The organism is Candidatus Frankia nodulisporulans, assembly GCF_902806475.1.
Lineage (GTDB): Bacteria > Actinomycetota > Actinomycetes > Frankiales > Frankiaceae > Frankia > Frankia umida.
Genome location: NZ_CADCWS010000611.1, coordinates 1 through 204, shown reverse-complemented (window position 1 = coordinate 204; position 204 = coordinate 1). Strand labels below are relative to the sequence as shown.

Genomic DNA, 204 nt, shown 5'->3' with positions numbered 1-204 from the left:
GACCGGGTATTGGGTGGCCCACCACAGCACCACCCCCCGCGACCGGCCCAGGCTCGACAGCTCCACCAGACGCTGCAGCCGGCCCTTGTCCCGCCGGACCTGCGCGAGGACCACCTGGCCTTCGTCGACGACGACGGTGAGCTGGGGGCCGTCCCACCGACTCAGCCGACGGCGCTTCAGCTCGATGGCCCGGCGGGTCATCTC

Annotated in this window: 1 protein-coding gene; it reads right to left on the bottom strand. The window is 72.5% G+C overall.

Annotated elements, in window-relative coordinates; all coding sequences use genetic code 11:
• On the bottom strand, positions 1 to 204 hold a 204-nt coding region (locus G6R24_RS21545; protein WP_225438916.1), incomplete at both ends, for a hypothetical protein.